Raw genomic sequence first — 26,239 nt, forward strand, 5'->3', positions numbered from 1 at the left:
GCCCGAAACCTTATGTCCCGTACCGCCTAACGCAAAAGATAGATGACACTCGTTCCGCTTCAGGCGCTCGCGATCGCACCCGCCGTCGTGGTGCTGTTGGTGTTGGCACTCGCCATCATCACCGTCTACAGCTCCATCGAGATCGTCAACGCCTACGAGAAGCGCGCGCTGACGGTACTGGGCGACTACCGCAAACTACTCGAACCCGGCATCAGCTTCGTGCCGCCGTTCGTCAACAAGACCTACCCGTTCGACATGCGTACCCAGACGCTCGACGTCCCCCGACAGGAGGCCATCACGCGGGACAACTCGCCCGTGACCGCCGACGCCGTGGTCTACATCAAGGTGATGGACGCGAAGAAGGCCTTCCTGGAAGTGGACGACTACAAGCGGGCGGTCTCGAACCTCGCCCAGACCACTCTCAGAGCCGTTCTGGGCGACATGGACCTCGACGACACCCTGAGCAAGCGCCAGGAGATCAACGGGCGCATCCGAAAGGACCTGGACGAGCCGACCGACGAGTGGGGCGTTCGCGTCGAATCCGTCGAGGTGCGCGAGGTGAACCCCTCGCCGGACGTCCAGCAGGCGATGGAACAGCAGACCTCCGCCGAGCGCAAACGTCGGGCGATGATCCTCGAAGCACAGGGTGAACGACGGAGTGCCGTCGAGAGCGCCGAAGGGCAGAAACAGTCGAACATCATCCGCGCACAGGGTGAAAAACAGAGCCAGATCCTCGAAGCGCAGGGTGATTCGGTCTCGACGGTACTGAGAGCGAAATCCGCCGAATCGATGGGCGAACGGGCGGTCATCGAGCGCGGGATGGAGACGCTGCAGTCGATGGGCGAAAACGAGTCCACGACGTTCGTGTTGCCCCAGGAGCTCACCTCGATGCTCGGCCGGTACGGGAAACACCTGACCGGGAGCGACAGCCGCGAGAGCGCGGACGATCTCCAGAGCCTCGATTTCGACCCCGAGACGCGCGAGCTCATCGGTCTCGACAACATCGACGAGATCATCGGCAACATCGACGAGGAGGCCGAACTCGACGTCGAAGAGATGGAACAGGAGGCCGAAGCGATCAAGACCGGCGAGGCGACGACCGACATCCAGGACCCCGACGAGGTCATCTCCGAGATGGACGCCGACGAAAGCATTGAGGGGAGCAAATCGATGGAGGGGCCGTCCGTCACCGACGAAGAGGACGGCGAGCTCGAACCGGAGACGAACTGAACAAGCGACGGCCCGAACGAGCGACGAGCTGACCGGGCCGAAGGGGTTTTACCTGCGTTTCTCCGATGTGGTCCAATGGGCGACCGCGAGGTCGACGAAGGACGGCGGGCGACGCTCCGGCGAGTCGCCGCGCTGGGTGCCGTCGGACCGTTCGCCGGCCTCGCAGAGGACGATGGCGGGATCCGCGAGACGATCGCTGGCTATCTCGCGACGACGCCGGGCGCACACTTCTCGAAGATCCGTGACGATCTCGATCTGGCCACCGGCGAGACACAGCACCACCTCAAACGACTCGAACGGGACGGCACGGTCGAGAGCCACCGCGACGGCGACTACCGACGCTACTTCCCGGCCCGCGAGTTCGACGCGTTCGAGCGCACGGCGCTCGGCTTTCTCCGCCGCGAGACACCGCGCGGAATGGTCATCGCGCTGTTGCGCGACGGCGACGCGACCGCGAGCGATCTCGCAGCAGACGTGGGCGTGTCGCGGCCGACGATAAGCAATCACGCCGCCGATCTCGACGCGGCGGGGCTGCTCTCACGCGAAAACGGCTACGCGCTCGTCCGCCCGGAACGACTGCTGACGCTGCTGGTGAGCTATGCCGACTCCTTCGACGCCGCGACGGTCCGGTTCGCCCGCGAGGCCGACCGGTTCATCAGCGTCGACGCCTGATTACTGAGTGACTTTCCAGGTCGTGCTCGAAGAGTAGCCCCACTTCTCGACCGAGAGCACGCCATCGGTCTTGCGGATGGCGTTCATGTTCGTGCCGACCTCCTTCGGCGACAGTCCGAGTGCGTCGCCGATGAGGCGGGATTTGAAGTAGGTCTTGCTGTCGGCGTGCTCGCGGAGATACGAGAGGATGCGGCGCTGTTTCTCACTGAGAGTCTGCATCGGTGCGCTGCGTGCGGCCATACACGATCCGAACGGCGCATCACACATAGCGGGTTTGGTGCGATGGGCTAATTCGGGCGCTATCGGTCGATTTCGGTCGCATTCACCATGTCGATCGGGCCCGTCGTGGCCCGTCGACGCCCGTTCGAGTCGGGGGTGGTACGGATGGGTACGGCGCGAGCGGGCGGTAGTTCTTTATTTCTCGGCCACGGTAGCGGCGGATGGAGGACTACGCGATGGAAATATCTGATAAACTCCTGTGTCTGTTCAACGCCGACGTCACCGAATCCGAAGACAGCTACACCGTCGAGATACCGCGACGCGAGGTCGAGAACGGGTCGATCGAGCCCGGCGATACCTATCGTGTGGCACTCGTCTCGCGTGAACCAACCGAGGAATCATCGAGCAGTTCGCGCTCGCGGTCGAGCACACCCTCCTCGGAGCCACAGCCGCCCGTCGACGTCGGTGAGATGCGCTACGTCGAGGTCGAGGACATCGGCAAGCAGGGCGACGGCATCGCCCGCGTCGAACGTGGCTACGTTATCATCGTCCCCGGTGCCGAGATCGGCGAACGCGTCAAAGTCGAGATCACCGAGGTGAAATCGAACTTCGCCGTCGGCGAAATCATCGATTAGTACCTTTTTACTTCGTCGGGTGGCCTCCCTGCGGTCGGCCACCACTCCTCGCAAAAAGCTACGCTAAAAACTCCCGCTCGCAAACCGCGCGAGCGGTGTTCTCGTGAACGACCGCAGGGAGTGAACGAGAGCCAGAGAGACGCTTCGCGTCTCTCGTGAACCGCGCTCGTTTCACTCGCGCGGACTCTCTACACCACCCTCCAACTGCACAGCACGGCAGAAGCCCTCGCTCCCTCCGGTCGTCTGCTCGCGGGCCGGAGGCCCGCTCGCACGGTACGAGGGACCGGAGGTCCCTCGCTACTCGCCCTTCATCCACCAGGAGAGCATAGTCGTTCGAGAGAGCGAAGCTCTCTCGTGATGTCGTCAGAACGTGATACGTTCTGACTGCAAGNGTCGTTCGAGAGAGCGAAGCTCTCTCGTGATGTCGTCAGAACGTGATACGTTCTGACTGCAAGTCGAGCTTTGCTCGACAATGACGAAAGACGCTTCGCGTCTTTCGAACCACTCTCCTGAGCCTCGGCTCGCTTGACTCGCCGAGACACCAGGACCGCAAACCGTCGCCGCACCGCAACCGCACCGCCGGCAGGGCCGGCGACTACCCGTCTATCGGGGTTCCGTCCGGCCGTTTCGCACCCTCGGAGTCGTGAACGACGACTTCGCCGGAATCGGGATTTGCTGATTCGTAGCGTTCGCTGACGGCGATGGCCTCTTCGAGTTCGCGGATCGCGCGTTCTTTGAGCGCACCGGCCAGCTCCTCGGCGTGCTCGCGGTCGATGTCGCGCCCGAGCCCCTCGCACTCGTGGGCGCGCACGTCGCCGACCTGGTCGACGGCCGCGCCCATCGGCTGGCTCGATCCATCGAGAGCGACGCTGAACGGATAGGTGCGACAGATGAGTGGCCGATCCTCGTGGACGGTACACGCCCCGACACCGTCCTCCTCGGCGTAGAAGGTACAGTCGCCACAGTCGCTCGTTTCGAGCGCCCACTCGAAGGTCTCGCCCTCCAATCCGTCTTCCCCTTCGCTGAGACCATACGGCATCGGTCGGGCAACGTCCCGGTGATCGTACTCGGTGGCGTCCTGCAGCTCGCGTATCTCGTCGGGGAACACCGTCGCGGTGTGCTCCTCGTGCCCGTCCGGGCCCGTCGCCGCCTTGCAGCAGGCCCCACAGCGCGTACACTCGAAGCCGATTTCCTCGATGGCGTCGGCTAGCACCTCGACATCGAGATCGCGCGCACGGACGAGTTCGTCCTCGAAACTCACACGCCCCCTTCCCACCGCCGCGCAAAAAGACCGTCGTCAGGGGTGGACCTGCTCACTATCCCACTCGACGCGGCCCTCGACGGCGAGTTTGACGAGATGGGCCGCCACCGTGCGTTCGGCCAGCCCTCGCACTCCCGCAAGCTCCTTCTCGTAGGCCGCGTCGGTCACCGCGGCGACCGTCCGCGCGCCATCGCGCACCGCCCGCAGAACCGCTCGCTCGCGGCGCAGTCGATGGGAAATGAGTCGTTCGATCACCGCCCGTGGCTCCTCGACGACCGGTCCGTGACCCGGATACAATCGCGCCGGGTTCCGAGTGTGGAGCCGCCGGAGCGCGGTGAGATAGCCACGCATGTCGCCGTCTTCGTTGCCCACGACGACGCTGCCGCTCGCGACGGCGAGATCGCCGACCAGCAGCTCGTCGTCGATGGCGAGCGCGACGTGGTCGGGGGCGTGTCCCGGCGTCGCGAGCAGCTCGACGGTCCCTGCGTCGGTGTCGATGCGCGTTCCCGGGCCGAAGGTGCGATCGGGCGGGACACCGGTCGCGTGCTCGAACCGGTCCGCGTAGCCGGCGCGCGCCCAGACGGTCGCCCGGTCGGCGTACGCTTCGACACCGCCCACGTGATCGGGGTGGGTGTGGGTCACGAGCAGGTTTGCGACGCCGTCGATTGCCTCGTCGAGTCGGGGCGTCGCGGCCGCCGGATCGACGAGCAACGCCCGCTCGCTCCCGACGAGATAGGCGTTCGTCTCGCCGCCGGGTGCGGCCGTCTCGACAGGGATCGGAACACGGGTCGGACTCACGACGAGTGGTGGCGTTCGCGGCCCAAAAGGCCAGTTATTGGTTCAGGAAGTAGACCTGCTTTCTGGCGTCGCGGAAACTGTAGCGCGAGCCGACGAGATCGTCGTCTTCGAGGCGGTTCAGCGCGTAGCGGACGGTCCGATCGGGCAGCAGCGATTCGTCGGCGAGCTGCCCCTGCGAGAGCGGCGTCTCCGATTCGAGCACTTTGGCGACGAGCTTCGCGCTCGGGGGGAGCTCGCGCAGGCGATCGCGGAACTCGGTCTCGGTCAACGGGTCGTCGGGCTGTGTGCGGTCCGTGGTGGCGCTCATGCCCACCACTCTTCGACGGGCTATGGTAAAACTTGCCCATATATGGGAATGTATACTACTACCGCATGAATGAATACCCTTGTCCTTATATTTCGTGGTGCGGCGCGCACCGCATGGCCGGGCCACGGATGGCGGTGAGCAGTTGGATCGTGCCACGGTCGGGTCGCTCGACGGTCGCCACTGACGGGCAGCGCGCCATATCCGTACGGTTTTATTCCTCGACCGAAAACCACGGGTAGCGTGAAGGGACAGGAGTGGTACCAGACCGCCGAGGTCGCCGAGGAGTACGACACCAAGCGGTTCTCCGACGGCGGCCGGCTCATCGACGAGCGGGAGAAGGAGGCCGTGCTCTCGGCAGTCGGCCCCGTCGACGACAAACGCGTCCTGGAGATCGCCTGCGGAACGGGGCGATTCACGACGATGCTCGCCCAGCGCGGCGCTGATATCGTCGGCCTCGATATCTCGCCCGCGATGCTCCAGGAGGGTCGCAAAAAGGCGCGCGCAGCGGGCGTCGACGACCATCTGGAGTTCATGCGCGGCGACGCCGCCCGCCTGCCCTTCCCCGACGACCACTTCGAGACCGTCATCGCGATGCGGTTTTTCCATCTCGCAGATACGCCCGCCTCGTTTCTCGCCGAGCTACGCCGCGTCGCCCGCAAGCAGGTCGTCTTCGACACCTTCCGTCGGTTCAGCACCCGCAGCATCTACAACTGGCTGCTGCCGATGGGCTCGCGGCTGTACGCCCGTGCTGAGATCGAGGAGCTGCTCGACGGAGCCGGACTGCAGCTGGCCGGCGAGGAACACGACTTCTTCTTCCCGTACGGCCTCTATCGCCAGCTCCCCGACGCGATGGCCACCCGCGTGCGCGAACTCGACGACGTGATCATGGACTCGCCGATCGGCGAGTACGTGGCGTCGGTATCGTACTGGGACGCACGGTTGCAAGAGGAGTGAGAACCGGTCGCCGTGCTGTCGCCCACTGGGGCGAGCTTCCGTCGGTAATGAACTGACTGGCGCACGATCGTCCGCGAGTGACCGTTTCGTCGGTCGTTGGAAGGATCGGCAGCGGCTCGACGATAAAGCGGTTGTTTTTATGTCGAGCGGCGCTATTCGGTCGGTATGCAGCTCTCGGTGGTCGTGCCGACCCTCAACGGCCGGACCCAACTCGTGGCGTGTCTCGACGCGCTCGCGGCGGTGGCCCCCGAGAGCGAGGTGGTCGTCGTCAACGGCCCCTCCGCGGACGGTACCACCGGCATGGTCAGCGAACGCGACGACGTCGACGTGCTCGTCGAGGTCGCCGACCGCAACCTGAACGTCGCGCGCAACGCCGGGATCGAACACACGACCGGCGAGCACGTCGCGTTCGTCGGCTACGATCGGACCGTGGAGCCGGGCTGGGAGGACGCGCTCGCGGCGGGCTTCGACACCGACAGCCACGGCGACGGGCGTGCGCACGCCATCGCCGAAGGGTATCCACCGCGAATGCGCCGAGATGTGGGAGTCGTCACCGGCCCGGCGCGATCGACCGACGGGCCGACGACACCCGAATCGCGGACCATCACCGGCCGCGAGGTGACGTATTTCGACGGGTCGAACGTCGCGTTCACCCGCGCGGCACTCGAAGACGCGGACGGGTTCGACGAATATCTCCAGACGGGCGGCGCGCGCGATCTCGCCCACCGGCTCGCGGCCGCGGAGTACGACGTCCGCTGGGCGGCGGGGATGGCCGTCGGCGATGCGCTCGGCACCGAGACGGCCCCGTCGGCACCGCGGGCGATCTCCGACGGCGGCCGGACCGAGCGCGACTGGTACTGGAAATATCGCGCGCTCGCCTACCGCCTCGTCAAGAACTACGGGCTGCGGCCGACGACCGCCCGACGACTGCTCTCGCATGCGGGGCGGGACGCCCTCACCGGACTCGAAAGCGTCGTACGCGGCGAGGCAAGCCCGACGAACTGGGTCGGGAACGGGCGAGACGTCCTCACCGGGAGCCTGCGCGGCAACGGCTCCGGGCTGGCCGCGCGCTGGCGCTCACGTGACCGCCGCAACCCGAACGGACTCTCCGCGCGATCCGAGCGGGCGGTCGCGGTCCACGACTGGCGCTGACGGCGATTGATAAGCGTTCGTTCCGGTGTTCGTGTGCCAGAGCCTGCCGTTCGTGTCCGGCGTTTCCGCGATCCCGAGTAGCAATTTTTATATAGAACCGCAAACGACCCATTGATGAGGATTTCAAATCATGGCACAGCAACAGCGCATGGGTGGACAGCCGATGTTCATCCTCAGTGACGACAGCGAGCGAACGCGCGGCGAGGACGCACAGAGTTCGAACATCGAGGGCGGCAAGGCCGTCTCGGAATCCGTCCGGACGACGCTCGGTCCGAAGGGGATGGACAAGATGCTCGTCTCGGATTCGGGCGACGTCGTCATCACCAACGACGGCGCGACGATCCTCGGCGAGATGGATATCGAGCATCCCGCCGCACAGATGATCGTCGAGGTTGCCGAGACACAGGAGGACGAAGTCGGCGACGGGACGACCACGGCGGCCGTCCTCACCGGCCAGCTGCTCGCCAAGGCCGAGAGCCTCCTCGACGATGACGTCCATCCGACGACGATCGTCGAGGGCTATCACGAGGCTGCGGAGCTGGCTCACGAGGCCGTCGACGAGCTCGTCGTCGACGAGACGGTCGACGACGACGTCCTCCGTGGCGTCGCCGAGACCTCGATGACGGGCAAGGGCACCGGCGACGTCGGTGCCGAAGCGCTCGCGGAGACGGTCGTCGAGGGGATCCGACAGGTCGAGAACGATGGCGTCGCGCGCGAGGACATCACCGTCCGCACCCAGACGGGCGCGAGTTCGAGCGCGACGGAGCTCGTCGAGGGCGTCATCAGCGAGGAGGAGCCGGTCCGCGAGGACATGCCTTCGACCGTCGAGGACGCCTCGATCGCCGTCCTCGACGTCGAGTTCGACATCCGTGAGTCGAACGTCGACGCCGAGTACGACGTCGGGAGCGTCGATGAACTCAACGCCGCCATCGACGCCGAGGAGAGCCAGTTCGAGCAGTACGCCGACGCGCTCGCCGATCTCGACGTCGACGTGGCGTTCGTCACCGAGAGCGTCGACGACCGCGCGGCCGCCCACCTCGCCGACGAGGGAGTTCTGGCCTTCGAGAGCGTCGACGACGACGAGGCAAAGGCGATCACACAGGCGACCGGCGCGAGCCGCGTCGGTGCCATCGACGACCTCGAAGCGGACGATCTGGGCAACGCCGAGCGCGTCAGCGTCGAGTCGTTCGCCGACGACGATCTCGTCTTCGTCGAGGGCGGCGCGGCCGCCGAATCCGTGACGGTGTTCGCCCGTGGCGGCACCGAGCACGTCACAGACGAGCTCGAACGGGCGCTCCACGACGGGCTCGACGTCGTGACCGCCGCACTCGATGCGGGTGGTGTGGTGCCCGGTGGCGGCGCGAGCGAGGTCGCCATCGCCGCGTACATCCGCGATCACGCGGCGAGCATCGAGGGTCGTCGCCAGCTCGCCGTCGAGGCGTTCGCCGACGCGACCGACGTGCTCCCGCGCACGCTCGCCGAGAACACCGGCATGGACCCGATCGACGCGCTCGTCGAGCTGCGCAGTCGCCACGACAGCGAGGGCCGGGCCGGCATCATCAGCGAAAGTCAGACCGGCACCGTCACCGATCCCGTCGAGGCCGGCGTCTTCGACCCCGTCGCCGTCAAACACGAGGCCATCGAGAGCGCGACCGAGGCCGCGACGATGATCGCCCGCATCGACGACGTCATCTCCGCGGACGGCTGATTCAAGCCGAACCCACCGTTTTTTGTTCCAACGACGACCAGCGCCTCGCACGTCCGTCGGCAATCTTCAGACCGTCGGGAGCCGCCAGTCGTATCGCAGCGCCAGCAGGCGAAGCCCGAGCACGACGATCGCACAGCCGAGCGCCGCCCGACCGGACGCGACGCCCGCCCGCACGGCGAGCCAGAACGCAGCCCCGCCGAGCACCGCCGGCGTCGCGTAGAAGTCCTCGTGGAGTACGCTCGGCACCCGACCGAGCAGTAGATCGGCGATGCTGCCGCCGCCGACCCCGGTGAGCGTCGCGAGAACGACGACGCCGAACGGCGAGAGCGCCGCTTGAACACCGACGAGCGCGCCGGTGGCCGCGAACGCCGCGAGACCGACGGCATCGGGGAGCTGGATCGCCGCGTGATTCCGGAGACGGCTACCGAGCAGCCGTGCGAGCACGAGCGCGAGTGCGACGCCGGCGAGGGCGATGGCGACGTCGCCGGTCGTTCGGAGCGCGATCGGGACGCGACCGACGAGCGTATCGCGGAGAATGCCGCCACCAAGTGCCGTGAGCATGCCGAGAACCGCGATACCGAACAGGTCGAGATCGGCGTCGGCACCCTTGAGCGAGCCGGCAAGCGCGAACGCCACGAGGCCGATCGCGTTCATCGCGCCGAAGGCATCGACCATCAGACGTCCGTCAGCACGACCGGATCGCCCACCCCGACGTCGAACGCCCGCTCGCCACGGCCGCGGTTGACCGCGAGCTCGACGTTCTCGTGGCTGCCGACGGTGACGAGGCGCTCGCCCGACTCGACGTGGGCGTACGAGCGTTCGACCGGTGCCTGCTCGTCGTTGACGGTGATACTGTCACCGAAGGAGTCGTCGAGCACCTCTCCAGGGACGTTCGTGATGGCGTTGCCGAACCCGTCGACGACGAGCACCTCGCCCGCGATCGCGTCGTCGCGGTGCGTCGGTTCTGGGAAGGAGAGTTGCTCGATCCCGTCCGCTGGCGTACAGCGATCGAGGCTCTCGATGTGATCGATGCCCACCTCGTGGACGGCGGCGGCCGCCGGTGCGAACACGTCCCGTCCGTGGAACGTCGAGCTGTCGGCCTCGTCATCGTCGATCACGAACGCCTCGATGTCGTCGCCTTCGGCGAGTTGGCGAGCGACAGGGCGGAGGACACCGTTGTCCGGCCCCACGAGGGCGTGGTCGCCCGCGCGCACGACGAGCGCCGCACGGTCGGTGCCGACGCCCGGATCGACCACGACGAGATGGACGGCGGGCGGGAAATAGGGGAGCACTTCTCGCAGCCAGAACGCCGCCGTGCGGACATCCTGTCTCGGGAACTCGTGGCTGACGTCGACCAGCCGGGCGTCGGTGTTCGAGAGGAACACGCCCTTCATCGCCGCCGGGTAGGGTGTGCCGAAGTCGGAGCTCAGCGTGAGCATGCTATTCGGGATCAGCGGTGTTCGAGCGGTGCGGACGATCATCGGCCGCGCCGTCGGTGTCGCTCACCCGCTGGAGGCGCTCGATGCCGTCGATCTCGTCGACGATGTCGACGACGGCGCTCGGGACGAGCTCCTCCCAGCCCTCGTCGTCGATCATGCGTTCACGGATCTCGGTTCCTTCGAGCTTCTCGCGTTCGAACATCGGCGACTGGCGCACCTCGACGCCAGCCTCGGAGAACAGCTGGACGACGAGCGGGTTGTTCGAGTAGGCGACGTCGAACGCCGGTGACATGCTCCGGACATGGGAGACCCAGACCGCGTTGCGGTCGAGATCCTCGATCGGCACCGGGTAGATGACGAGATCGGCGTCTTCGAGCGCCTTGGTGATCATCATGATGCGCTCGCCGGCGGTGAACGGGTTGTGGCGCGTGTGTGAGTCGTCGGCGCTGCCGATGCCGAGCACGAGCTCGTCGACCTCGCCGGCGATGCGCTCGACCATGTGGTGGTGGCCGTCGTGGTAGGGCTGGAAGCGACCGATGTAGAACCCCCGCGTCATATCCACACTCCCGCCCCACACGTATATAAAACCGGCCGGTCGTACGTGAACGACGAATCATGGCAGAAACGCACTCACAGGGTCGGTTTCGGCAGCGTGTGCGGGACGTTCGAGGGGAGAAAGTATATCAGTAAACGTGCCCTCGTTTCTACTGTTAGAGACAGTCATATGAGCAACGACACCGACACCGACGACGCGTTCCCGACCGAGTCTGAGATCGACTCGGGCTCGGAGTCGGGAGCCGAGACGACCGTTCCGTCAGGGGAGGAACTCGGCAGCGACGTCGACGACGAGGCCATCATCGAGGGGCAAGAGGACGGTCTGCTCGGGGGGCTCGACATCGAATCGACCGCCGATATCGAGATCCCCGACCGACTCGTCGATCAGGTCATCGGGCAGGATCACGCCCGTGACGTCGTGATGAAGGCGGCCAAGCAGCGCCGTCACGTCATGATGATCGGGACGCCCGGGACGGGCAAGTCGATGCTGGCCAAAGCGATGAGCCAGCTCCTGCCCAAGGAGGATCTCCAGGACGTTCTGGTCTATCACAACCCCGACGATGGCAACGCGCCAAAGGTCCGAACCGTGCCGGGCGGGAAGGGCAAACAGATCATCGAGGCGCACAAGGAGGAGGCCCAGAAGCGCAATCAGATGCGCCAGTTCCTGATGTGGATCATCATCGCCATCGTGCTGGGCTACTCGCTGCTGATCGCCGGGCAGGTGCTGCTCGGCATTCTCGCCGCCGGCGTCATCTACATCGCCTTCAAGTACAGCTCGCGCAGTACGGACGCGATGATCCCGAACCTCCTCATCGACTCCTCGGACACCCAGACCGCCCCGTTCAAGGACGCGACGGGTGCCCACGCCGGCGCGCTGCTCGGCGACGTCCGCCACGACCCGTTCCAGTCGGGCGGGATGGAGACGCCGAGCCACGACCGCGTCGAGTCAGGGGCGATCCACGAGGCCAACAAGGGCGTGCTGTTCCTCGACGAGATCAACACGCTCGACGTGCGCTCTCAGCAGAAGCTGATGACGGCGATCCAGGAGGGCGAGTTCTCCATTACTGGTCAGTCCGAGCGCTCCTCGGGCGCGATGGTCCAGACCGAACCCGTCCCGACGGACTTCGTCATGGTCGCCGCCGGGAACCTCGACGCGATGGAGAACATGCATCCGGCGCTGCGCTCGCGGATCAAGGGCTACGGCTACGAGGTGTACATGGACGACACCATCGAGGACGAGCCGGAGATGCGCCGCAAGTACGCCCGGTTCGTCGCCCAGGAGGTCGACAAGGACGGGCGGCTCCCGCACTTCACGCGCGATGCCATCGAGGAGATGATCCTCGAAGCCCAGCGCCGTGCGGGCCGGAAGGGACACCTCTCGCTCAAGATGCGCGATCTCGGTGGGCTCGTCCGCGTGGCGGGCGACATCGCTCGGGCGGAGGAAGCCGAGTTCACCACCCGCGAGCACGTTCTCCAGGCGAAGAACCGTTCGCGCTCGATCGAACAGCAGCTCGCGGATACGTTCATCGAGCGCCGCAAGGACTACGAGATGACCGTCGCACAGGGCGACGTCGTCGGCCGCATCAACGGGCTCGCCGTGATGGGCGAGGACTCGGGGATCGTCCTCCCCGTGATGGCCGAAGTCACGCCCTCGCAGGGCCCCGGTGGCGTGATCGCCACCGGCCAGCTCAAGGAGATGGCCGAGGAGGCCGTCCAGAACGTGTCGGCGATCATCAAGAAGTTCTCCGACGAGAACATCTCGGAGAAGGACATCCACATCCAGTTCGTGCAAACTGGGCAGCAGGGCGTCGACGGCGACTCGGCCTCGATCACCGTGGCCGCCGCCGTCATCAGCGCACTGGAGGACGTGCCCGTGGACCAGAACCTCGCGATGACCGGCTCGCTGTCCGTCCGGGGCGACGTGCTCCCGGTCGGCGGCGTGACCCACAAGATCGAGGCCGCAGCCAAGGCCGGTCTCGAACGGGTCATCATCCCGGCAGCGAACGAACAGGACGTGATGATCGAGGACGAGTACAAGGACCAGATCGAGGTCGTCCCCGTCTCGCACATCAGCGAGGTGCTCGAAGTCGCCCTCGCCGGCGAGGGTGAGAAGGACGGACTGGTCGACCGCCTGAAGTCGATCACCGGTCAGGCGCTCGACCGGCAGCAGGTCAGCCAGCAGGGCACCGGCAGCCCCAGCCCGCAGTAACGTGGCCCGTTGGGCGGTCTTCGCGGGGCTGACCGCCCTCGTTCTCGTTTTGTTGCTCGCGCTCGCGCGCGTTTCCCAGGTGGCGAGCCACGAGGCCACCCCGACGGATGAAACGCCGGCGAGTGTTCCCGAACGCGCTGAACCAGAATATCATCCGGAAGCAGCGCCCCATCACGAAGCGGACTCCGATCCGAATGCCGAACAGCGTCTGGAAGCGGAGCACTCGCAACGCGAACCACAGGAGCCCACATCATTATCGACGGGGCTACTGCTCGCGAACGTCGCGCTCTCACAGGGACTGTTCCTCGTCATTCTGATTGGCAGCGCGTGGTACACACGGATCCCGCTCGGAGCGCTCGGTGCAGCACCGGCGACCAACGGCCTCCGGGAACTCGCCGTCGGCGTGGCGCTCGGTGTCGGATTATATCTCGCCAACGAGGGTGGTTCGCGCGCGGCGAAAGCCGTCGGCATCGAGGTGCCCGAGCAGCTGCGCGGGTCGCTCGCGCCCGATTCGACGAGCGGCTGGATCGTGCTGCTCGGCGTCGTTCTACCCACGATCGCCGTCTTCGAGGAGTTCCTCTTCCGGGCGGCGCTCGTCGGCGCGTTCTCGACGGGTTTTTCGCTCTCGCCGTGGCTGCTGGCGCTGCTCTCGTCGCTCGCGTTCGCGCTCGGTCACGGCGCGCAGGGCGCGCTCGGCATGGTCGTCACGGGAAGCCTCGGATTCGTGCTCGCGGGCGCGTTCGTCGTGACCGGGAGCCTGCTCGTCGTGGTGGTCGCCCACTATCTCATCAACGCGCTGGAGTTCGCCGTCAACGAAAGTTCGCTCGGCTGATCAGTTCTCGAAAGGAGCGACGGCATCGGCATCGATCAATTCCTGGATTTCCGACGTGTCGTAGCCCGCCTCGTGGAGAAGGTCGCAGGTGTGTTCGCCGAGTCGTGGGGGATACTGGCGGATCGTCGTCGGCGTATTCGAGAAGTGCATCGGGCTGCCCGGCATCTCGACGGTGCCGGCGGTCGGGTGGTCGATTTCCCTGTGCATCCCGCGCGCCGCGACCTGCTCGTCGGCGAAGACGTCGGCCATGTCGTGGACGTCGCTCGCGGGCACGTCGTGCTCGTCGAACAGCGCGAGCAGTTCGTCAGTGTCGTATTGCTGAAGCTCCTCGGCGAGCAGCGCGTCAAGTGCTTCGCGGTTGGCCACCCGATCCTCGTTCGTGGCGAACCGCTCGTCGTCGGTGAGATCCTCGCGATCGAGCGCCGTACAGAAGTTCGGCCAGAGGTTCTCGGATGCGACCGCGACCACGACGTGGCCATCGTTCGTTGCGAACGCCTGATACGGCGCGATCGTCGGGTGTTTGCTGCCCATTCTGGAAGGTGGATCACCGGTCGCGAAGTAGTTCGACGCCATGTACGTCATCCAGGCCACCTGGCCGTCGAACAGGCTGATGTCGAGTTTCTGCCCTCCCGACCCACCCAGTTCGCGTTCGAGCAACGCTGCCAGGATCCCCTGCGTGGCGTACATCCCCGCACCGATGTCGGCGATGGCGACGCCGACGCGGACGGGAGTGTGCCCCTCCTCGCCAGTGATGCTCATCAGCCCGCCCTCGGCCTGCATGATGATGTCGTAGGCCGGACGGTGGCTGTCGGGCCCCCACTCACCGTAGCCCGTGATCGAACAGTAGACCAGCTCCGGGTTCGCGTCCCGGAGGTCCTCGTAACCGAGCCCCCACTCCTCCATCTTCCCCACCCGGAAGTTCTCCACGAGCACGTCGGCCTCGCGGGCGAGCGTGCGGAACACCTCGCGACCCGCCTCCGAGGCGAGGTTCAACGCGATCGAGCGCTTGTTCCGGTTGATGCTCATGTAGTAAGCGCTCTCCTCCGAAGCGCCGTAGGAGGGTGGCTGCCAGCCGCGAGTCTGGTCGCCGGTGTCGGGGCGCTCGACCTTGATGACCTCCGCGCCGAGGTCGCCCAACTGCATCGTACAGAAGGGGCCGGCGAGAACGCGCGAGGCGTCAAGTACCGTCAGTCCGTCGAGCGGCCCGCGATCACCGTCGGCCGTGCGCGCTTCACCGGTCATGCTCCCTCCATGAACGCGCTCGCCTGTGGCTCGTCGGGATCCGTGCGGACCTCGACCAGCACGGGTTCGTCGCGCGCGACGGCCTCGGCCACGCGCTCTTCGAGCTCCGCGACGCCCTCCGCGCGGAACGCGGTCATGCCCATCCCCTCGGCGATCGTCGGGAAGTCGAGCGCGGCCGACGGCCAACCGTAGGCCCCCGATTCGAGCCCGTAGCTTCGCTCGGCCTCCTCGCTGATGATGGCGTAGTCGTCGTTGTTGAACACGACCGTCGTGATCGGAAGGTCCTCGGCGACCGCGGTGTGGAGTTCGTGGACCGCCATCATCAGGCCGCCGTCGCCACAGAGCGCCAGCACGGGTTTCTCGGGGTTCGCCAGCTGTGCGCCGATGGCAGCGGGCAATCCGGTGCCCATCGTCGCCCACGAGCCGGGATTCACGTATCGGCGCGGGCCGGCGGCGTCGAAGACGTTGAGCGCCCAGACCCGGAAGCCGCCCGCGTCGGCGCTGACGACCGTCTCGTCGGGGATCGCGCGGCGGACCGCTCGAAGGCAGGCGACCGAGGTCGGTGGCTCGCGCTCGACATCGAGGAGACCGGCGATACGTTCGTCGTAGGCATCCCTGACCGCCGCGACTTCTTCGGCACCGTCCCACCCCGACCTGCCCCCGTCGAGACGAGTCAACAGTTCGTCGAGCGTCGCGCGCGCGTCGGCGACGGTACCGACGGTCGGAGCGTAGCCGGTACCGATGTCGTTCGCGTCGAGCGTGACGTGGACGAGTTCGTCGGGCAGCGGTGCCGACCAGTTGCTCGTGGCGACTGCGTCGAGATCCGATCCGACGACGAGCGCGGCGTCGGCCGCTGCCAGCGTCTCGTCGATTTCCGGGCTGGCGCTACCGGAGAGCGTGCCGAGCCAGAGCGGGTGGTCACCGCCGACGACGCCCTTCCCCTTGTACGTCGTCACGATCGGCGCGCCCAGGCTCTCGGCGACCGCGTTCAGTTCGGCGGCGGCTCCCGCAGTCCTGACGCCGCCGCCGGCGATGACGATCGGTTTGGTCGCCTCGTCGAGCAGTTCGGCCGCAGCGGTGACGTCGTCGGGTGTAGCGGGAGCCGACGGCTCGTGCTCGGCCGGCGATGCGACTGCTACGTCCTGCTTCAGGAAGTTCTTCGGAATGCCGATTCTGACGGGACCTTTCGGCGGTGTCTGCGCGATCGCTATCGCACGGTCGATCTCGGCGGCGGTCGCCTCGGCGGTCTCGACGAGGAGGTTCTCCTTGACGATCTCGTCGTAGATGTCGGGCGGCGTTTCGTGGATGGCGTCGCCGCCGCGGAGTTCGGGCTCGGTCTCGATGGCGATGTGGAGGAGTGGCGTACAGTCGTTTGTCGCGTTCTTCAGCCCGTTCATCGCGTTCATGTCGCCCGGGCCGGGCACGACGATCGTCGCCGCCGGCCGACCACTAGTCTCGGCGTAGCCCCACGCTTCCTGACTGACGGCGGTCTCGTGGCGCGCGACGACGTAGCGGATGTCGTCCGCACGGTCGATGCCGTCGTTCAGCGGAAGCGACTGCTTGCNCTCAGAGATGTGTATAAGAGACAGGCCGAAGACGGTATCGATACCGTTCGCGCGAAGTCGCTCGACGACGGCGGTGCTGACGTGCATGATAAATCCACCACGTCCGGGGGTAAAAAGCGTCCCGTAGCGACCCGCTCAGTCCTCGTGCACCGCGTGGTGGGGCGTAATGTGCGGGCCGCGCTCGCCCTGCTCGACGGTCGCCGAAACGCCGAAGACGTCACGGAGAAGCCCCTCGGAGACGACTTCTGACGGCGGCCCGTGGGCGTAGATCTCACCGTCGGCGAGCGCGAGCATGTGTTCTGCGTGTCGGGCGGCCTGGTCGAGATCGTGGAGGACGAGCACGACCGTGACGTCGCTCTCGGCTCGCAGCGTCTCGACGATCTCCATCACCTCCAGCTGGTGGTGGAGATCGAGGAAGGTGGTCGGTTCGTCGAGCAGCAGCACCTCGGTGTCCTGGGCGAGCGCCATCGCGATCCACGCGAGCTGTTTCTGGCCGCCGCTGAGGCTGCCGAGGGTCCGCTCGCGGAGGTGGCCGACGCCCGCCAGCGAGAGCGCGCGCTCGACGGCCGCCTCGTCGTCCTCGGTCGGGGAGTCGAACGCGCCGCGATGTGGGTAGCGCCCGTGCATGGCGAGGCTCTCGACGGTGAGACTCGCCGGCAGACTGCTTTCCTGGGAGAGCAAGCCGAGCTTGCGGGCGAGTTCCTTCGTCCCGAGCGACTGGATCTCCCGGCCATCGAGCGTGACGACACCCGAATCGGGATCGAGCTGGTTGGCGAGTCCCTGGAGCAGCGTGCTCTTTCCCGAGCCGTTCGGCCCAACGAGCGCCGTCACGCGGTTTTCAGGGATCGACACCGATTCGCCGTCGATGACCGGTTGATCGCCGGTCGGATAGCCGAGCACCAGCTCCTCGCCGACGAGGGCGCTGTCCGGCTCGTTCCGAACCGTGTCGATCGTCGTCCCCTCCGTCGACGATCCGCCGGCGACGAGCGTGCCGCCGTCCGGTGCGATTTCGGTAGAGTCGTCCATCAGTCGTCGCCACCCGCCAGTAGCCCGTTCTTGGAGCTCGATCGATCGGTCCGCGCCGGCGGGACGCACCATCGCTCGCTCATGGCTGTTTAGGCGGCCCTAAAATACATAAACGTTTCCGTTACCGGATGAATGGCGATTCGAGTCGCGTTCGCGATCGTCGATTACTGCGAGAGCTTTCCGGCGACGATGTCCGCCACGCGGTTGCGGTCGAACAGCTCCTTCGAGACGCCGTAAACCTGTTTCGCGGCGCGTTCGGTGAGCACGAGGTTCGTGATCGGCCCCTGGTACAGGGGGCCGCCACGATAGACATCACCGTTTTTGACTGCAGTGAGATCACTTGCGATCTCGTGGTTGCGGAGGGATTGCACGACGGTGTTCTGGAACTTCGTTGCGGTCTGGTCCTCGTGGCCGCACAGGAGGAGCATCTCGGGATCGATCTCCAGCAGCGTCTCGTAGTCGACCTGTGCTCGCGACGCGTGGAAGTTCTCGACATCGGTCTCGGCGAGCGCGTCTCGTACCTGGAGATCGCGCCACTGCTTGAAACTGGTTCCCTTGCCGATGAGATACGGACTGAACTGCTCGGGCTGGTTGCCTTCGGCCCAAAGGATGGCGACCGCCGGGCGCTCGCTCTTCGACGGGACGATATTCGAGAGCTGCGACTGGAACTCGTCGTGGAGCTTCGAGAACGCGTCGTATCGCTGCTCGCGCTTGAACACCGTCGCGAGCTTCCCGAAGGCTTCGTACAGCGAGTAGTAGCGGTAGTTCTCGTGCCACGAGTAGCCCCGCGAGAAGCCGGTGTTGCCGACAAACGGCGCGACGTTGTTCGTGATCTCGTCGATATCGGCCTGCTTCCAGTTCTTGGCGCGATTCAACAGGAAGGTCGGGTCCTGGACGTGGACGTCGCCGTCGAGCTGGTAGTACGTTTCCTTGCTCACGCTACCGCCGTCGCCGAACAGTGTCGTCATCTGTGAGGTGTCGACCGACACGCCGGGAATCCCGTCGTAATACTGGGTGTGGTAGCGCTCTGGCAGCCAGAGCGCCTTCGGTGGTTCGACGCCGAGCGCAGCGCCCATGTCGGCCCAGCTGCCGTTGTTCGCGACCCACGTCTGCGGGACGCTCTCGAACGTGACCTCACCCATCGGGGCCATCGAGACGCTATAGGCACCGTTTCCGTCGGAGCCCGCACCGGTCGTCGCTCCACCCGCGGCCGTTCCGGTTGTCGATCCGGTCGTGCGGTCGCTCCCGTTGCCGTCGCCGCCCTCGCTGGCACCGCCGGCACAGCCGGCCAGCAGCGCGCCGGCCGTCGCGGTCGCGCCGGTCAGAAAGCGTCGTCGTTGCATGTGGATTAGGCTCGCCGAAAAGAGGCTAAAGCGTTCCGATTTTGGCTGGCCTAAATGTGAGGAGACAGGAAAAACAGTCGGCGGTGGCTAGGCAGTTCCGTCGATGATGGCGGCGAGCTTCTGCCGGTCGAACAGCCGTTCGTCGGCGGGAATCTCGGGATACGGATCGCCACTCGTGTAGTCGGGCCATTCGCCGAAGCGCTCGGGATAGAGCTGTTTGGCGGTCATCTCCAGCTGGAAGAGGTTCATGATCGGACCCTGATAGCGCATTCCGGCGGGATAGACGCGGTCGTTGCGGACGGCAGCGAGATCCCGTCCTGCCGGCTTGTTCGTGATGCGCTTGCGCACGTCACTCAGATCGTGTTTCGACGACATACTCCAGAGATGGAGGATCACGTCGGGGTCGGCTTCGAGCATGGCCTCGTAGCCGACTTCGCCCCAGAGGCTCGACCAGTCCTTTTCGGCGAAAGCATCGCGCGCCCCGAGCGGACGGGTGTCGGCCAGCCAGTAGCCGGGCCGGTTGAGATGGTAGGTGTAAAACGCGCTGTTGTCGTCGTTGAGCGTGACGCGGACGGCGGTCGGCCGCTCCCCCTTCGGCGGGAGCTTCGAGCGGATCGTCGAGAGCACGTTCGAATGCATCCGTTCGAGTTTCCGGTAGCGATCGCGTTCTTGGAGCACGCGCGCGACCTTGCCGAACAGATCCCACAGCGAGTAATACTGATAGCTATCCCGATAGGATTTCGGCGGCTCGTCGTGCGTGCCGCTGTAGAAGTTCCCGAACCAGGGACCGACGTTCGTCGCGATCTCGTCGATGTCGGCTTGTTTCCAGTTCTGTTGGGTCGAGACGTACGCCGGATCGAGGAAGTGCACATCGCTGTCGAGTTCGTAGAGCTTCTCCTTGCTCAGTCCGTCAGCGAGCGGGTCGGGGAGTTCCTTCCAGCCCGGCGAGACCCCATCCAGACGCGCACAGTAGGAACCCATGATGTCGCCGGAGAGCTCCGGACTGTAGATCGCGTTCACCGCATCGCCGTGGCCGAGCGCGACCGCCATGTCCGCGTACTGCGAGAACACGACGAACAGGGATTCGGGGGCTCCCTCGAACGAGACGTCGCCCATCGGAGCCATCCCGACGGTGTAGGAACCACCGTTCGATGTGGTCGAGTCGGTCGACGAACTGTTGTTCACGCCCGACTGCGCTCCGTTGCCAGTACAGCCCGCGAGCATGCCACCGGCGAGCATCGCACTGCCGCCCTTGATCACGCCGCGTCGCGTGGGGTTCGCATCGGTTCGTTCGGACATATATTTTAGGTCCGCCAAAACAACGGTTAGCCGTTTCGGTTGACGTTCGACGGATCGATTCGGAATGGGCGACCACACCGACCCGGCTGCATCCCGATCGGCGACGATTTCTCCGCTTTCGACACCGTTTGTTCGCTCTATGGAGAACTGGTTTTTGGGATGCCGAAAATATGTTTTCCGAACAGCAACAGTTAAGTGGGTTGTCCACCTATGATGGAGTGTAATGAGCTTCCAACAGTCCGATTCCGAGCTCCGACAGGAGTTCGGGTCCGTCGAGGAGTCTCCGGCACTCCGCATCGAGGAAGAGCGCGCAGAGCAGATCATCGACGCGCTGAACGCCGATCTCGCCGCGTCGTACGTGCTCTACCACCAGCTCAAGAAACACCACTGGAACGTCGAGGGTGCGGAGTTCCTCGAACTCCACCGGTTCCTCGAAGAGGCCTACGAGGACGTCGAGGAGCAGGCCGACGCGATCGCCGAGCGCGCGCAGGCGATCGGCGGCGTCCCGGTCGCCGGCCCGACGAACCTCGCCGATCACAGCTACGTCGACTTCGAGGGCGAGGACGTCTACGACGTCCGCACCTCGCTGCGCAACGACATGGAGCTGTTCGGCGACATCGTCGAGCGGTTCCGCGACCACATCGAACTCACCAACAGCCTCGGCGACTACGCCTCGGAGGAGGTCCTCAGGGACGCCATCGACGACTACGAGGATCACGCCCACCACCTCGAACACTACCTCGAAGACGACACGCTGGTGGTCGACGAAGCGACCCACTAAAACCCGATTTTTTAGCGTTCGAGCGGAACGGTCGTATCGGTCGAGATCCAGCCGTCGGCGTTGTCCGCCTCGATGAAGACGCTTCGTTCGAGAGAGGTCGAATGGATCGAGACATCGCTGTCAGCGGTCGTGGTGTCGTCGGCGCTCGTCAGTCGGGAGGGAACCGCCATACCGGTGTTAGGCGGGCCTAATTCTATAAGCGTTTTGGTCGGCCTAATTCCTCGCGATCAGTCGTCGGCATGGGTCGCGGGCCGGTAGCCCCGGCTGATCGCCTTCCACTTGCCGGTCCAGAACCGGTAGTAGTTGACCGCGGCAGGGACGGCCATCAGCGTCACGATGGCGAGCGCCAGCCCGGCGAGTCCGAGTTGTGTCGTCGCGCCCGCGTAGGCCAACGGCAGCGCGACCACGTAGCCGAGCACCTGCCCGTAGAACGGCCAGCGCGTATCGCCGCTCGCGCGTAACGGGCCGGTCGCCGTCCGCGAGAGCCCCTTGAAGACGATGCCGACGCAGGTGGCGTAGATGAGCGTCACGGCGACCGACAGTGTCCCTGTCGTCGGGTTGTCGACGAACACGCGCGCGATCGGGTCGGCGAAGACGGCGACGAGTGTCGCCGAAACGAGGTAGACGGCGACGCCGAAGCGGATGACTTCCCGGCCGTAGGCTTCCGCGGTCGTCTCGTCGCCCGTGCCGAGCTCCTGGCCGACGAGGCTGGAGGAGGCGAGGCCGAACCCCCAGCCGGGCGTGTTGAGCAGGTCGCGCACGCGCTGGGCGACGACGAACGCCGCGACGACCGCCGTCCCGAACAGATCGACGATCGCGAGCAGCGGGAACTCGCCGAGCCGCCACGCGAGGTTTTTCCCGATCATCGGCATGCCGATGCGCAGCAGTCGGCGGATCGTTGCCCCGTCGAGATACGTGCCGAACGGAGCGACGGTCACGGGGAACGCCCCGATCAGCGGGACCGAGCCGGTCGTAAAGCCGGTGGTGAACGTCGCAGTGACGACGACATTGGCGAGCACAGTCCCGATCGCCGCGCCGACGACGCCGTAGCCGAAACCGAAGATCAGGATCGCGTTGGCCGCGATGTTCAGCACGGCCCCGCCGGCGCGGACGACCATCGGCGTCCACGCGTCGTCGGTCCCGACGAGCGTGCGGCTGCCGATGAGATTCACTCCAGCAAAGGGAACGCCGAACGCGACGACTTCGAGGTAGTCGGCACCGAGCGCCACCACGTTCGGATCGTCGCTGAGAACGCCGATGAGCGCGCTCGGATAGGTGTGAAAGAGGACTGCGACCGGCAGCGTCAGCACGATCACACAGACGACGCTCGACCGGACCGCCTGGCCCGCCGATCTGTCCGCGCCGTAGGCCTGCGAGACGAGCGCGATGGTGCCGCTGGCGAGCCCGCCACCGAGCGCGAACGCCATCCCCCAGTAGGGGGCGGCGAAGCCGACGCCGGCGATCGCGCCCGTCCCGATCGCCGCCCCGACCATCGCCACGTCGGCGGCGCTCTTCGACATCCTGGCCAGTCCGGTGACGATGCGCGGCCACGCGAGGGTCGTCGCTCGGCGGGCACGCTCGCGCTCGATCAGGCCGGCGCGAACCAGCACGAGACCGACCCAGTAGACCACGAGTCGGACCGGATTCGGGAGTCGCTGCACTCTTTCGAGATCGGTGTGGCGGGATGAAATGGGTTCCGTCCTCGGCAGGGGCGACTGGCTTCGGTTGCTTCGCACACCCGGTCCGGAACCGATCTACTGGTTCTTTGATTGCATATTTGGATTCATACTCCATTCAATTGTATCTCAATCCATCGTATTCGATCAGTAGCATGTGCCCGGATTTGGTGGCTTCAGAGCGATGATCCACAACAGTATCGGAAGCATTAATTGAGTATCTCTTCAACCGATGATGCATGGCAGAAGCGACCGAACGACTCCAGCGGTATCTCGAAGACGAACTCGGCGAGTGCCGAGACGAAGATGTCGAGCAGCGACTCGACGAACTCGGCACGCTCGAAGCGGCGCTCGGCCCGGCACAGGTCGACGACGAACTCGGCGTTCTTTCCGCACTCGCCAACGAGACGCGCTACACGCTCGCTCGTGTGCTCGTGGCCGCTGGCGAGGAGCTCTGCGTCTGCGAGCTCAATGCCGTCGTCGACGTGAGCGAGAGCGGGCTGAGTCACGCGCTCTCGGCACTCGTCGACGCGGGGCTCGCGACCGGACGCAAGGACGGACGATGGAAGAAATATCGTGCGACGAACCGTGCCATCACCCTCGTGACCGTTCTCGACGGGAGCGTGAGCGATGAGTAGCGTCGACCACGAACACGGCCCGGACTGCGAGTGTGAGAGCTGCGGCGATCCGCGCTCGATGGATTTCCTCGACAAGTATCTCACCGTCTGGATCTTCGGCGCGATGGCGATTGGCGTGGGCTTGGGCTATCTCGCCCCATCAGTGACCGAACCGATCCAGAACCTCCACCTCGTGGAGATCGGTCTCGTACTGATGATGTACCCGCCGCTGGCGAAGGCCGACTACTCGCAGCTCCGGACGGTGTTCGGCAACTGGCGCGTGCTCGGGCTGAGCCTCATCCAGAACTGGCTCATCGGGCCGACGCTGATGTTCGGGCTCGCGGTCGTGTTCTTCAGCGGGCTCGTCCCCGGTCTGCCGGCCCGTCCCGAGTTCTTCCTCGGGCTCGTCTTCATCGGGATGGCCCGGTGTATCGCGATGGTGCTCGTCTGGAACGAACTCGCCGAGGGCTCGCCCGAATACGTCACCGGACTGGTGGCGTTCAACAGCCTCTTCCAGATCGTCACCTACGGCGTCTACGTCTGGTTCTTCGGACTGTTCCTCCCGCCACTGCTGGGCATGGACTCGCTCGTCGCCGGCATCACGACCTTCGACATCACCCCGATGCAGGTGTTCCAGGCGATCGTGGTCTTCCTCGGCATCCCCTTCGTCGGCGGCTTTCTGACTCGCTACGTCGGTACGCGCGTCAAGAGCGAGGAGTGGTACGACGATGAGTTCGTCCCGAAGATCGACCCGCTGACGCTGGTCGCGCTGCTGTTCACCGTGGTCGTGATGTTCGCCACGCAGGGCCAGAGCATCGTCGCTCAGCCGGGCGACGTCCTGCTGATCGCCGTGCCGCTGACGATCTACTTCGTGGTGATGTTCTTCGTGAGCTTCGGCATGGGGAAGGGCATCGGTGCGGACTACTCGACGACGACCGCGATCGGCTTCACTGCGGCCTCGAACAATTTCGAACTGGCCATCGCGGTCGCGGTCGCCGTGTTTGGCGTCGGCTCCGGCGTCGCCTTCACCACCGTCGTCGGCCCGCTCATCGAGGTTCCCGTGCTCCTCGCGCTGGTCAACGTCGCACTCTACTTCCAGCGCAAACTCGACTGGAGTGGAACCGGAACCGACGGCTCCGCCGCCGCGGAATCGACCGCCGACGACTGATTCGTTTCTCCATCGTCGGCTCGTCGCATCGATCGTCGATGGAGCCGACACGTCCGCGTTCGCTCGCATCCAAAACGCCAAATGGTCGTGCTATTGACTGAAACTGGCAATTCGGAGTGCGAACGGAGCGATCGCTGCGTCGAAGCCAAGTCTTCTCCAGAGTCTCAATGAGGCCGTAAAACGTGATCAGACGGTGTCGACGTCCGTCCCGACCGAGCAGACGTACTCGCCGGTGGCGACCTGCGGGAGCCGGCGGGTGCGCCAGAACACGCCGTCGACGTCGGCGGTCGTCTCGGCTTTCACGCGCCCGAAGGCGTCGGTCACGCGGAAGATACGATCGCCACGCTCCACCGAATCGCCGAGATCGAGTTCGAAATCGACGAGTCCGCCGGCGGGCGCGCCGTACTGCTCGAAACCGGTCGCACGGGTCTGCTCGCCGTTCGTGATCTCCCCGTCGAGAAACCCGTAGGCGGTGAGGACGTTCATGACGCCCTCGACACCCGTACTGATGCTCTCGGGATCGAGCCCGACAGCGCCGCCGAGCTCGGGATCGATCGTGGGGATGCCCTCGTCGGGGGCGGCGCGGGCGAGCTGGCCGTCGGGTCCCTTCTGGTCGAGGACGTGCCCGCAGTCGAACGTCTTCGCGAGCGAGAGACACTCGTCGTGGAGGTGGTGGCGCGGGCCACAGCGGACGCGCGTCTCGTGGATCATCCGACTGGTCGATCCCTGGTGGAGATCGAGCGCGAGGTCCGCGCGCTGGACGGCCTCGAAGGTGGCCGCGGCGATGCGCTCGGAGGACGTGCCGTGCTCGTCGCCGGGGTAGGCTCGGTTCATCTTCGTGTCGTCGATCGGGTTGCGATGTTCGGCCACGCGAAAGCCGTAGACGTTGACGATGCCGACGACGAGGATCGTGCCCGACAGCTCCGTGGGATCGAGCTGGGGGACGAGCTCGCGGACGACACCGACGCCGTTGAGCTCGTCGCCGTCGCTCGCAGCCTGGATGTAGAGCGTCTTGCCCGCCTCAGCGCCGTTGATAACACAGACGGGCAGCCCCGCCCGAGCGCCGTCACGCGTCTCGCCGATCGGCAGTCGCCCGGTGTCGACCTCGCCGGGAGCGGCGCTCGCAGTTCCGAGGCTCGTCATTGATTGATGGGACTCGCCGACCGCCTTGAGGCGTTCGATATGCGAGTCGAACCGACGCGGATTTGTCGGTGCCGGCGATAGTCGAGGCGTGTCGAGCAACGCCCCCGAACGGCCACCGACCGCACAGTTCATCGCGGCGCTGTCGGTCGCCCGGAACGCGAAGATCGGACTCGCCAGCGGCGTGGCCGTCGCCGTGCTCGCCTACGCCTACCGCGTTCTCGAAATCGCCGGCCCATCGGTCGACACGCGCGGCTCGCCGCTGCTCTTCCTCTCGCTGGCGCTGACGCTCGTGCTCGCGGTCGCCGCGCTCGTCACGGTCGGGCTGACGCTCGTCTCGGCCTACCGCCTCGCCCGCGAATCGTAACTGTGGCCGAACACAGCTCACACGATCACGGGATCTCCAAATCG

At 65.8% G+C, this 26,239-nt stretch carries 27 protein-coding genes; 12 read left to right on the forward strand and 15 right to left on the reverse strand.

All coding sequences use genetic code 11. From position 1 onward, the window contains the following. Positions 1-42: 42 nt before the first annotated feature. The gene (locus C448_RS00500) at positions 43-1,230 is read left to right on the forward strand and encodes an SPFH domain-containing protein (protein ID WP_004051073.1); all 1,188 of its coding nucleotides are present in this window, start codon (positions 43-45) and stop codon (positions 1,228-1,230) included. A gap of 75 nt (positions 1,231-1,305) precedes the next feature. Continuing rightward, positions 1,306-1,902: a winged helix-turn-helix transcriptional regulator gene (locus C448_RS00505; RefSeq protein WP_004051074.1), complete on the forward strand. Its 597-nt coding sequence runs from the start codon at positions 1,306-1,308 to the stop codon at positions 1,900-1,902. Here C448_RS00505 and C448_RS00510 read toward each other — a convergent pair whose 3' ends face one another. Then, entirely contained in the window at positions 1,903-2,142 is a 240-nt protein-coding gene (locus tag C448_RS00510) for a DUF7123 family protein (protein ID WP_049915992.1), read from the reverse strand. A 215-nt stretch (positions 2,143-2,357) separates the two neighbouring features. Here C448_RS00510 and C448_RS00515 point away from each other — a divergent pair, with 215 nt between their 5' ends. Next, positions 2,358-2,756, forward strand: coding sequence for a TRAM domain-containing protein (locus C448_RS00515; protein ID WP_004051076.1), 399 nt, complete (start codon positions 2,358-2,360; stop codon positions 2,754-2,756). Between the two features lie 595 nt (positions 2,757-3,351). Here C448_RS00515 and C448_RS00520 read toward each other — a convergent pair. From C448_RS00520 to C448_RS00530, 3 genes are read right to left on the reverse strand one after another with little or no spacing between them, the layout of a single operon-like run. After that, the gene (locus tag C448_RS00520) at positions 3,352-4,017 is read right to left on the reverse strand and encodes a YkgJ family cysteine cluster protein (protein WP_004051077.1); all 666 of its coding nucleotides are present in this window, start codon (positions 4,015-4,017) and stop codon (positions 3,352-3,354) included. 36 nt (positions 4,018-4,053) lie between these two features. Beyond that, positions 4,054-4,815: an MBL fold metallo-hydrolase gene (locus C448_RS00525; protein ID WP_004051078.1), complete on the reverse strand. Its 762-nt coding sequence runs from the start codon at positions 4,813-4,815 to the stop codon at positions 4,054-4,056. A gap of 34 nt (positions 4,816-4,849) precedes the next feature. Then, entirely contained in the window at positions 4,850-5,122 is a 273-nt protein-coding gene (locus tag C448_RS00530; protein WP_004051079.1) for a MarR family transcriptional regulator, read from the reverse strand. Positions 5,123-5,362: 240 nt separating this feature from the next. Here C448_RS00530 and C448_RS00535 point away from each other — a divergent pair, with 240 nt between their 5' ends. The 3 genes from C448_RS00535 (at position 5,363) to thsA (ending at position 8,936) form a co-directional block, all read left to right on the forward strand. After that, positions 5,363-6,076, forward strand: coding sequence for a class I SAM-dependent methyltransferase (locus C448_RS00535; protein ID WP_004051080.1), 714 nt, complete (start codon positions 5,363-5,365; stop codon positions 6,074-6,076). 165 nt (positions 6,077-6,241) lie between these two features. Beyond that, on the forward strand, positions 6,242-7,228 hold the full coding sequence (locus C448_RS00540) for a glycosyltransferase family 2 protein (RefSeq protein WP_004051081.1): 987 nt from the start codon (positions 6,242-6,244) through the stop codon (positions 7,226-7,228). Between the two features lie 148 nt (positions 7,229-7,376). Beyond that, complete coding sequence (gene thsA, locus C448_RS00545) at positions 7,377-8,936, forward strand: thermosome subunit alpha (RefSeq protein ID WP_193363100.1); 1,560 nt, start codon at positions 7,377-7,379, stop codon at positions 8,934-8,936. A gap of 66 nt (positions 8,937-9,002) precedes the next feature. Here the strand turns inward: thsA and C448_RS00550 are convergent, their stop codons facing one another. The 3 genes from C448_RS00550 to C448_RS00560 are packed head-to-tail and all read right to left on the reverse strand — an operon-like array spanning position 9,003 to position 10,931. Next, positions 9,003-9,611 (reverse strand): trimeric intracellular cation channel family protein, encoded by a 609-nt coding sequence (locus C448_RS00550; RefSeq protein WP_004051086.1) that lies wholly within the window; start codon positions 9,609-9,611, stop codon positions 9,003-9,005. Then, positions 9,611-10,375 carry an SAM hydrolase/SAM-dependent halogenase family protein gene (locus C448_RS00555; RefSeq protein ID WP_004051087.1) on the reverse strand — a complete coding sequence of 255 codons (765 nt, stop codon included), beginning with the start codon at positions 10,373-10,375 and terminating at the stop codon, positions 9,611-9,613. Before C448_RS00555 ends, C448_RS00550 begins: the two co-directional genes overlap by 1 nt. Position 10,376: 1 nt before the next feature. Next, on the reverse strand, positions 10,377-10,931 hold the full coding sequence (locus C448_RS00560; protein WP_004051088.1) for a nicotinamide-nucleotide adenylyltransferase: 555 nt from the start codon (positions 10,929-10,931) through the stop codon (positions 10,377-10,379). 168 nt (positions 10,932-11,099) lie between these two features. Here C448_RS00560 and lonB point away from each other — a divergent pair, with 168 nt between their 5' ends. Together lonB and C448_RS00570 are read left to right on the forward strand one after the other, a co-directional pair. After that, positions 11,100-13,139 carry an ATP-dependent protease LonB gene (lonB, locus tag C448_RS00565; RefSeq protein WP_004051089.1) on the forward strand — a complete coding sequence of 680 codons (2,040 nt, stop codon included), beginning with the start codon at positions 11,100-11,102 and terminating at the stop codon, positions 13,137-13,139. Between the two features lies 1 nt (position 13,140). Further along, positions 13,141-13,971, forward strand: a complete 831-nt coding sequence (locus tag C448_RS00570) for a CPBP family intramembrane glutamic endopeptidase (protein WP_004051091.1) — start codon at positions 13,141-13,143, stop codon at positions 13,969-13,971. Here the strand turns inward: C448_RS00570 and C448_RS00575 are convergent, their stop codons facing one another. The 5 genes from C448_RS00575 to C448_RS00595 all read right to left on the reverse strand — a co-directional run bounded on the left by C448_RS00575 (position 13,972) and on the right by C448_RS00595 (position 20,446). After that, entirely contained in the window at positions 13,972-15,213 is a 1,242-nt protein-coding gene (locus C448_RS00575; protein WP_004051093.1) for a CaiB/BaiF CoA transferase family protein, read from the reverse strand. Next, complete coding sequence (locus C448_RS00580; protein WP_004051094.1) at positions 15,210-16,865, reverse strand: thiamine pyrophosphate-binding protein; 1,656 nt, start codon at positions 16,863-16,865, stop codon at positions 15,210-15,212. The genes C448_RS00575 and C448_RS00580 overlap by 4 nt, the downstream gene beginning before the upstream one ends. A gap of 48 nt (positions 16,866-16,913) precedes the next feature. Further along, entirely contained in the window at positions 16,914-17,804 is an 891-nt protein-coding gene (locus tag C448_RS00585; RefSeq protein ID WP_152415486.1) for an ABC transporter ATP-binding protein, read from the reverse strand. Between the two features lie 164 nt (positions 17,805-17,968). Continuing rightward, entirely contained in the window at positions 17,969-19,147 is a 1,179-nt protein-coding gene (locus C448_RS00590; RefSeq protein WP_004051096.1) for an ABC transporter substrate-binding protein, read from the reverse strand. A gap of 87 nt (positions 19,148-19,234) precedes the next feature. After that, positions 19,235-20,446, reverse strand: coding sequence for an ABC transporter substrate-binding protein (locus C448_RS00595; protein ID WP_004051097.1), 1,212 nt, complete (start codon positions 20,444-20,446; stop codon positions 19,235-19,237). Between the two features lie 223 nt (positions 20,447-20,669). Between C448_RS00595 and dpsA the strand changes: the two genes are divergently transcribed. Next, positions 20,670-21,227, forward strand: coding sequence for a DNA starvation/stationary phase protection protein DpsA (gene dpsA / locus C448_RS00600; RefSeq protein WP_004051098.1), 558 nt, complete (start codon positions 20,670-20,672; stop codon positions 21,225-21,227). Between the two features lie 11 nt (positions 21,228-21,238). Here dpsA and C448_RS16220 read toward each other — a convergent pair whose 3' ends face one another. Further along, positions 21,239-21,397 (reverse strand): hypothetical protein, encoded by a 159-nt coding sequence (locus C448_RS16220; protein ID WP_169316339.1) that lies wholly within the window; start codon positions 21,395-21,397, stop codon positions 21,239-21,241. A gap of 57 nt (positions 21,398-21,454) precedes the next feature. Further along, on the reverse strand, positions 21,455-22,888 hold the full coding sequence (locus tag C448_RS00605; RefSeq protein WP_004051099.1) for an MATE family efflux transporter: 1,434 nt from the start codon (positions 22,886-22,888) through the stop codon (positions 21,455-21,457). 254 nt (positions 22,889-23,142) lie between these two features. Here C448_RS00605 and C448_RS00610 point away from each other — a divergent pair, with 254 nt between their 5' ends. Together C448_RS00610 and arsB are read left to right on the forward strand one after the other, a co-directional pair. Continuing rightward, positions 23,143-23,541, forward strand: coding sequence for an ArsR/SmtB family transcription factor (locus tag C448_RS00610; protein ID WP_004051101.1), 399 nt, complete (start codon positions 23,143-23,145; stop codon positions 23,539-23,541). Further along, complete coding sequence (arsB, locus tag C448_RS00615; protein ID WP_004051103.1) at positions 23,534-24,688, forward strand: ACR3 family arsenite efflux transporter; 1,155 nt, start codon at positions 23,534-23,536, stop codon at positions 24,686-24,688. Before C448_RS00610 ends, arsB begins: the two co-directional genes overlap by 8 nt. Positions 24,689-24,874: 186 nt before the next feature. Here the strand turns inward: arsB and C448_RS00620 are convergent, their stop codons facing one another. Continuing rightward, the gene (locus C448_RS00620; RefSeq protein WP_004051105.1) at positions 24,875-25,831 is read right to left on the reverse strand and encodes a succinylglutamate desuccinylase/aspartoacylase family protein; all 957 of its coding nucleotides are present in this window, start codon (positions 25,829-25,831) and stop codon (positions 24,875-24,877) included. A gap of 88 nt (positions 25,832-25,919) precedes the next feature. Here C448_RS00620 and C448_RS00625 point away from each other — a divergent pair, with 88 nt between their 5' ends. Beyond that, positions 25,920-26,195: a DUF7536 family protein gene (locus tag C448_RS00625; RefSeq protein WP_004051107.1), complete on the forward strand. Its 276-nt coding sequence runs from the start codon at positions 25,920-25,922 to the stop codon at positions 26,193-26,195. Positions 26,196-26,239: the final 44 nt, after the last annotated feature.

Source organism: Halococcus morrhuae DSM 1307, assembly GCF_000336695.1.
GTDB classification, from domain to species: Archaea; Halobacteriota; Halobacteria; order Halobacteriales; family Halococcaceae; genus Halococcus; species Halococcus morrhuae.